At 63.6% G+C, this 6,421-nt stretch carries 6 protein-coding genes and 1 pseudogene; all 7 read right to left on the bottom strand.

Features of this window, described 5'->3' with window-relative positions:
• Positions 1-178 precede the first annotated feature (178 nt).
• The gene (locus AC1DLB_RS22625) at positions 179-1,225 is read right to left on the bottom strand and encodes an ABC transporter substrate-binding protein (protein ID WP_018925438.1); all 1,047 of its coding nucleotides are present in this window, start codon (positions 1,223-1,225) and stop codon (positions 179-181) included.
• A gap of 18 nt (positions 1,226-1,243) precedes the next feature.
• Positions 1,244-2,359, bottom strand: coding sequence for an NAD(P)/FAD-dependent oxidoreductase (locus AC1DLB_RS22630; RefSeq protein ID WP_477743726.1), 1,116 nt, complete (start codon positions 2,357-2,359; stop codon positions 1,244-1,246).
• Complete coding sequence (locus AC1DLB_RS22635; protein ID WP_477785679.1) at positions 2,356-3,711, bottom strand: FAD/NAD(P)-dependent oxidoreductase; 1,356 nt, start codon at positions 3,709-3,711, stop codon at positions 2,356-2,358. Before AC1DLB_RS22635 ends, AC1DLB_RS22630 begins: the two co-directional genes overlap by 4 nt.
• Positions 3,708-3,998 carry a (2Fe-2S)-binding protein gene (locus tag AC1DLB_RS22640; protein WP_018925441.1) on the bottom strand — a complete coding sequence of 97 codons (291 nt, stop codon included), beginning with the start codon at positions 3,996-3,998 and terminating at the stop codon, positions 3,708-3,710. Before AC1DLB_RS22640 ends, AC1DLB_RS22635 begins: the two co-directional genes overlap by 4 nt.
• A 7-nt stretch (positions 3,999-4,005) precedes the next feature.
• A complete protein-coding gene (locus AC1DLB_RS22645) occupies positions 4,006-4,617 on the bottom strand; it encodes an ABC transporter permease (protein WP_477785680.1) in 612 nt (203 codons plus the stop codon).
• A 6-nt stretch (positions 4,618-4,623) separates the two neighbouring features.
• Positions 4,624-5,223 (bottom strand): annotated as a pseudogene (locus AC1DLB_RS22650) (ABC transporter permease); the annotation flags it as partial.
• 42 nt (positions 5,224-5,265) lie between these two features.
• Positions 5,266-6,291, bottom strand: coding sequence for an ABC transporter ATP-binding protein (locus tag AC1DLB_RS22655; RefSeq protein ID WP_477743724.1), 1,026 nt, complete (start codon positions 6,289-6,291; stop codon positions 5,266-5,268).
• Between the last annotated feature and the right edge of the window lie 130 nt (positions 6,292-6,421).

Raw genomic sequence — 6,421 nt, forward strand, 5'->3', positions numbered from 1 at the left:
CTCCCGTGCCACAAAAGCCCTCTCACCTGATCTTCGTGGTTAGCGCTCGATACTGCGATTCCACCGGTCATTCCACGTCGGACGCTGTTCGTTGACCTGATCCCAATCGATGGCAATCGCCGTTTCCAGATAGTGTTTCCTCCCGTGCCACAAAAGCCCTCTCACCTGATCTTCGTGGTTAGCGCTCGATACTGCGATTCCACCGGTCATTCCACGTCGGACGCTGTTCGTTGACCTGATCCCAATCGATGGCAATCGCCGTTTCCAGATAGTGTTTCATTGCCTCGACCTGACCGCGGGTCTTGTCGGTGGTTGGCGTATTCGGGTTCGACGGAATCTGATCGCCGTCTTCAAGCGCCGCAGCCTGTGCGGCAGGCGTCAGCAAGAAGGCTGCGAGTTTCTGCGCCAGTTCCGGTTGGGTGTTGTTGGCGATGGCGCATTCGGCCACGTTGAGCACCACCGAGCCTTCCTTCGGCTGCGCATATTCCACCGGCATGCCCTTGAGTTTCAGCGCGGTAACCTGGGTCGGGGTCAGCGGGAACAGCGCCGCTTCGTCGGTCTGGAGCATTTCGGAGATTTTCGCCGAGCTCGGAATGTACTCCAGCACGTTGCGCCCGACGGTGTTCGGCCAGGCCTTGAACCCCGGTTCGACGTTAGTCTCGCTGCCGCCCTGAATCCGGTTGAACATCAGGAAACCGTGCAGGCCGAAGGTCGAGGAGGCCATCGACTGGAACACCAGTTTGTCCTTGAAGCGCGGATCGGCCATGTCCATCCAGGAGGTCGGCGCGTTCCAGCCCTTTTCCTTGAACAGCCGCGTGTTGTACGCCAACCCGGTAACGCCGAGGCTGACCGCCACCGCTTGATCCTTGATGCGGCCCTTGGGCGGAATCTGCGCCAGGGTCGGGCTGTCTTCGAGTTTGTCGCACAGGCCCATGGCAATGGCGCGGTACATGATGCCGTCGTCGAGGAACATCACGTGCAATTGCGGGTTGCCTTTGCTGGCCTGGACCTTGGCCAGAATATCGGCCGAGGTCCCCGGCACAATCACCACTTTGACGTTATTGGCTTTCTCGAAAGCCGGCAGCACCTTGTCGGCGTAGAGCCGCTCCATGGTCCCGCCGTTCATGCCCAGGTAAAGCGTCGGTTCGGCGTGGGCCTGAGTGACCGTGAGCAGGGCGCTCATGCAGGACAAACCGAGTAGTGCAGTGCGTTTGAGGTTATTCATTGGCGCGACCTTCCTCTATCAAGCTACGGAGATGGAGTGAAACCGGGTGATGGAAAACGCATCCAGCGGCGTCTTTGACGCGCCGCTACAGATGATCTCGGTGAGCGCCTGGCCCACCGCAGGCCCGATCTGAAAGCCCGCGCCGGCAAAGCCGAATGCGTGCAACAGACCGGGTTGGGTGCTGCTGTGACCGATCACCGGTTGGCGGTCGGGTAAATAACCTTCGGTGCCGCTCCAGGTACGAATCGCCTGGGCGCCTTCAAGAAACGGGTAAAGCTCGACGGCCTGACGCAGGATCTCGATCACCGCGCTCTGACCAGGTCGGGCGCGGGCACCATCAAGGGCAAAGCCCTGACCGCCGCCCAACACACAATTGCCCCGCGCGACCTGACGGGCATAGATGCCGCCGCCTTCGACGCCGGTGCTGGCATTCATCACCAGCGGCAACGGCTCGGTGACCAGCATCGCCGGGTGCCCGGCATGCATCGGCACCGCTTCACCGAATTGCGCGGCAAGGTTGCCGGCCCAGGCGCCGGCGCAGTTCAGCAGCCAGGGGGCGCGCAGTTCGAGGCCGGATTGAGTGCTGACGCGAAAGCGCTGACCATCGTGGTCCACCGCCGTGACTGCGCATTGCTCATGCACCTGCGCGCCATGCCGACGTGCCGCTTGGGCAAACGCCGGAGACACCAGGCGCGGGTTGGCGTGGCCATCGTCCGGGCACAGCGAAGCACCGACCGCGACGTCTCCGACCCACGGAAAACGTGCGCGCAACTCATCGCGATCAAACAGCTGCAAATCAAGGCCGAACCCCTGGCTGCTGGCGGCGTAATCCTGCAAGGCATGCAGATCGTTGAGGCTGCGGGCGAGTTTCAGGTGACCGCTGCGCTGGTACTCACCGTCGATGCCGATCAGTTGTGGCAGCTGCCCCCAGATCTCATGAGCTCGTTGCGACAACGGCAATTGCGACAGCGGCCGGCCCTGACGACGCACGCCGCCATAGTTCACACCGCTGGAATGCGAACCGCAAAAATCTCGTTCCAGCAGCGCTACGCGTCGGCCAGCCTTGCTCAGAAACAGGGCGGCGGAGGCCCCGACAATGCCACCGCCAATGATGACCGCCTCGACTTCGATCATGGCTCGACCTCCAGACCGAACGGCAAGGGTTTGATCGGTGCCTGAGCCCGCAACCGACCGATGTCGGCTACTGAACGCTGACTTTCGCAGGCAATGATTTCCGCGGCGGCGGCCCCGCACATCCGGCCCTGACAGCGACCCATGCCGATCCGGCAGTGGGCCTTGACCCGGTTGATCTCCCAATGACCTTCGCGCACCACCTGGCGGATGTCGCCGGCGCGTACTTCTTCGCAGCGACAGATCATCAGGTCATCCGCAGCGTCGGTGGCCCAGCTTTCGGGGAAGGCAAAGGCACGCTCAAGGCCCTGGCGGAATCTGCCGATTGCTTTCAGCGACTGTTCCAGCTGGGTGGCACGTTGCGGCGGGAGCAGGTAACCGCTGTCTTCGAGCAGCGCCAGGGCTGCCCGTTCGCCAGCCATTTCCGCCGCGTCGGCGCCCATGATGCCGGCGCCGTCACCCGCCAGGTACACCTCGGCGACACTGCTGCGCCCGGCGCTGTCGCGCTGTGGCAGCCAGGCGCGGTTGAGCGGGTTCCAGGTGAATTCGCAGCCCAGCAGATCGGCGAGTTGGGTTTCGCTGCGCAGGCCATGGGCGAAGGCGACAGCGTCGCAGTCGATTCGATGTTGGCCTTTTGCGTTGCGCCAGATCAGCGATTGCACACGCTGTTGGCCATCGATGCCTGACAGGCTGGCGCCCTGATGCACCGGGATGCCGTGGGTGGTCAGCCAGGTGCGGTAATAGAGGCCTTTGGCGAGGGTAGCCGGTTGCGACAACTGACCGGGCAGGGCGCGGGCCTGAGCGCTGAACGGCGAACTGTCGAGCACCGCGACCACGTTGGCACCGGCCTTGGCGTATTGATAGGCCACCAGGTACAGCAACGGTCCGCTGCCGGCGAACACCACGCGTTCACCAATGGCACAGCCCTGAAACTTCAAGGCGATCTGCGCCGCGCCGAGGCTGTACACCCCCGGCAACGTCCAGCCCGGCACCGGCAGAATCCGGTCGGTGGCACCCGTGGCGACAATCACCCGAGAGAACGCCACGCGCATGGCGCGGCCCTCGTGCAAAGTGTCGAGTGCGTTGGCCTCGGCGTTCCATACCAGCGTGTCGGGGCGGTAATCGAGTTGTTCGCGCAGTGCGTCGATGGTTTGATGCAGCGCGTTGGCCTTGGGGGCTTCGAAGCCATACAACTTGACGGGCGAGCGCTTGAAGTTCGCCGGTTGCCGCCGATAAATCTGCCCGCCACCGCGTGCGGCTTCGTCCAGCAGAACCGGGCGCACGCCATGCGCCACCAGCGTCTGCGCCGCACGAATCCCGGCGGGGCCGGCGCCGATGATCACCACCGCGTTCATACCGAGCGCCCCGGTTCGCGGCTGACCTGCTGGCCGGCTTCAAGCTGCGTCGAGCAGGCCCGCACCCGGCGACCATCGCCCAGGCGTACCCAGCAGTCCTGGCAGGCGCCCATCAGGCAGAAGCCGGCGCGGGGTTCGGCGCTGAAGTCGCTGCCGCGCAGGTGTTCGCTGCAGGTCAGCACGGCGGTCAGCAGGGTGTCGCCGAGCAAGCCACTGGCAGGCACGCCGTCGAGGGTAAAGTCCAGGGCCGGGCGGTCGCCTTCGGCCAGTCGTTTCAGCAGAGCCATGGCGCCCTCATTGTTTACCCACCAGAACCCGATCCAGGCCGTAGACCCGATCGAGCAGAATCATCGTCAGCGCAGTCAGCGCGATCACCAGGGCCGACACCGCCGCCATCATCGGATCGATGGATTCGGTGGCGTACACGTACATGCGTACCGGCAAGGTTTGCGTGGCCGGCGAGGTGACGAAGATCGACAACGTGACCTCGTCAAAACTGTTGATGAACGCCAGCAGCCAGCCACCGGCGACCCCCGGCAGAATCATCGGCAAGGTGATTTGCCGGAACAGCGTGAAGCGCCCGGCGCCCAAGGATTGCGCGGCGTGTTCGGCGCTGCGGTCCAGGCCGATGGCCGACGCCAATACCAGCCGCAACACATACGGCGTGATTACCAGCACATGGGCGAAGATCAGCCAGGCGAAGCTGCCGTTGACGCCCATCAGCGCAAACAACCGCAGCAACGCCACCCCCAGCACCAGGTGCGGAATGATGATCGGCGACAGGAACAGGGGGCTCAGGGTGTTTTCCGGGGTGAAGGCGACGAGGCACACCACCACCAGCGGCGCGAGCATGAACAGCACCACCAGGGCATGGAACAGCAGGGCGAAAGGACCGTTTCTGGACATGACGAATTATCCCAATGACTTCTTGTAGCGGCCTTCGATCATTCGGTTCCACGACAGCATGATCAGCAGGTTGAGCAACAGCAGGGCCACGRCAATCGCGGCGCCCATCGGCCAGTTCAGCTCCGACAGGTACTGGTCGTAGATCAGCGTGGCGACCATCTTCAGCCGGCGTCCGCCGAGCAGGCCGGGAATGGCGAAGGAACTGGCCGCGAGGCCGAACACGATCAAGGTGCCGGAGAGCACGCCGGGCATGACCTGCGGCAACACCACTTTGCGTATCACCGTGAAGTGGCTGGCGCCCAGTGACAGCGCAGCCTGCTCGGCGGCCGGGTCGAGTTTTTGCAGCGAGGTCCAGACCGGAATGATCATGAACGGCAGCATCACGTGGACCAGCGCGATCACCACTGCGAACGGCGTGTAGAGCAGCTTCATCGGCGAGCCACCGAAGGCTTGCAAGGTCTGGTTGACCAGCCCGTCGGCGCCCAGCAACAGGCTCCAGCCGAACGCCCGCACCACCACCGAAATCAGCAGCGGCGTGAGGATCAGAATCAGGAAAATCGAACGCCACGGTGCGCCCATGCGACTGAGGATGTAGGCCTCGGGCACGCACATACCCTTGGCGTCCCTGACGGATGGCGGCGAGCGTATTCATGCCGACACCTCGTCGACACTCAGCACCCGCAGCAGTGCCGCGTCCCAGTCGAGGCCGACCGCCGTGCCTTCGGCCAGTGGCGCCGAGCCGTCGTTGCGGCGCACCACGCAGAGTTCGCCCAGGGTTGTCGTTACGCCGTACAACCATTGGCTGCCGAGGAAGAAGCGGCTGGCGATCTTGCCTTGCAGACGGCCATGGCCTTTTTCCCGCAGATCGATTTTCTCCGGGCGCAGGCTTAACGTCAGTTCACCGTTGCCGGTGTTGCACACCTGAACCACGCCGGCGCCATCTCGCTTACCGGGCAGCAGATTGGCTTTGCCGACGAACCCGGAAATGAACTCGGTGCGCGGGTGTTCGTAGAGGGTGTAAGGGGCGTCGATCTGGGTGATGCGCCCGGCCTGCATCACCACCACCCGATCGCTGATCGACAGCGCTTCGGACTGGTCGTGGGTGACCATCAGCGTGGTGATCCCGACTTCACGCTGGATGCGGCGGATTTCGAACTGCATCTCTTCGCGCAAATTGGCGTCGAGGTTGGACAGCGGTTCGTCGAGCAGCAACACCGGCGGCTCGATCACCAACGCCCGGGCCAGTGCAACACGCTGGCGCTGGCCGCCGGAAAGCTCTCGCGGGTAACGCTCGGCGTGCTGGTGCAGGCGAACCAGTTTCAGCACCCGGTCCACCCGTTGCTGCAACTCACCGTTGGGTACTTTGCGCATGCGCAGGCCGAAGGCGACGTTGTCTTGCACGGTCATGTGCGGGAACAGCGCGTAACTCTGGAACACCACGCCCAGGCCACGGCTGGCGGGTTTGGCGTGGGTGATGTCGCGACCGTCCAGCACAATGCGTCCGCTGCTGACTTCGACGAAGCCGGCGATCATTTGCAGGGTGGTGGTTTTGCCGCAGCCGGAGGGGCCGAGCAGTGAGACGAACTCGCCTTTTTCCACCGACAGGTTGGTGGCGACGACTGCGTCGATCTCGCCATATCGTTTGCCGAGGTTTTCAAGCTGCACAAAGGCCATGACTGCGCTCCACCTGAGATTGTTATGCGTCGCCAACGGCGCGCTTTTTTGTATGGGCAGATACGAAAAGATATTGCGGGGGGTGTTGGCGCTCGACGTGTGTCGGCTGCCGTTGTTGTTCGAATCGCCC

It is taken from the genome of Pseudomonas sp. 05N434 (genome assembly GCF_056396965.1).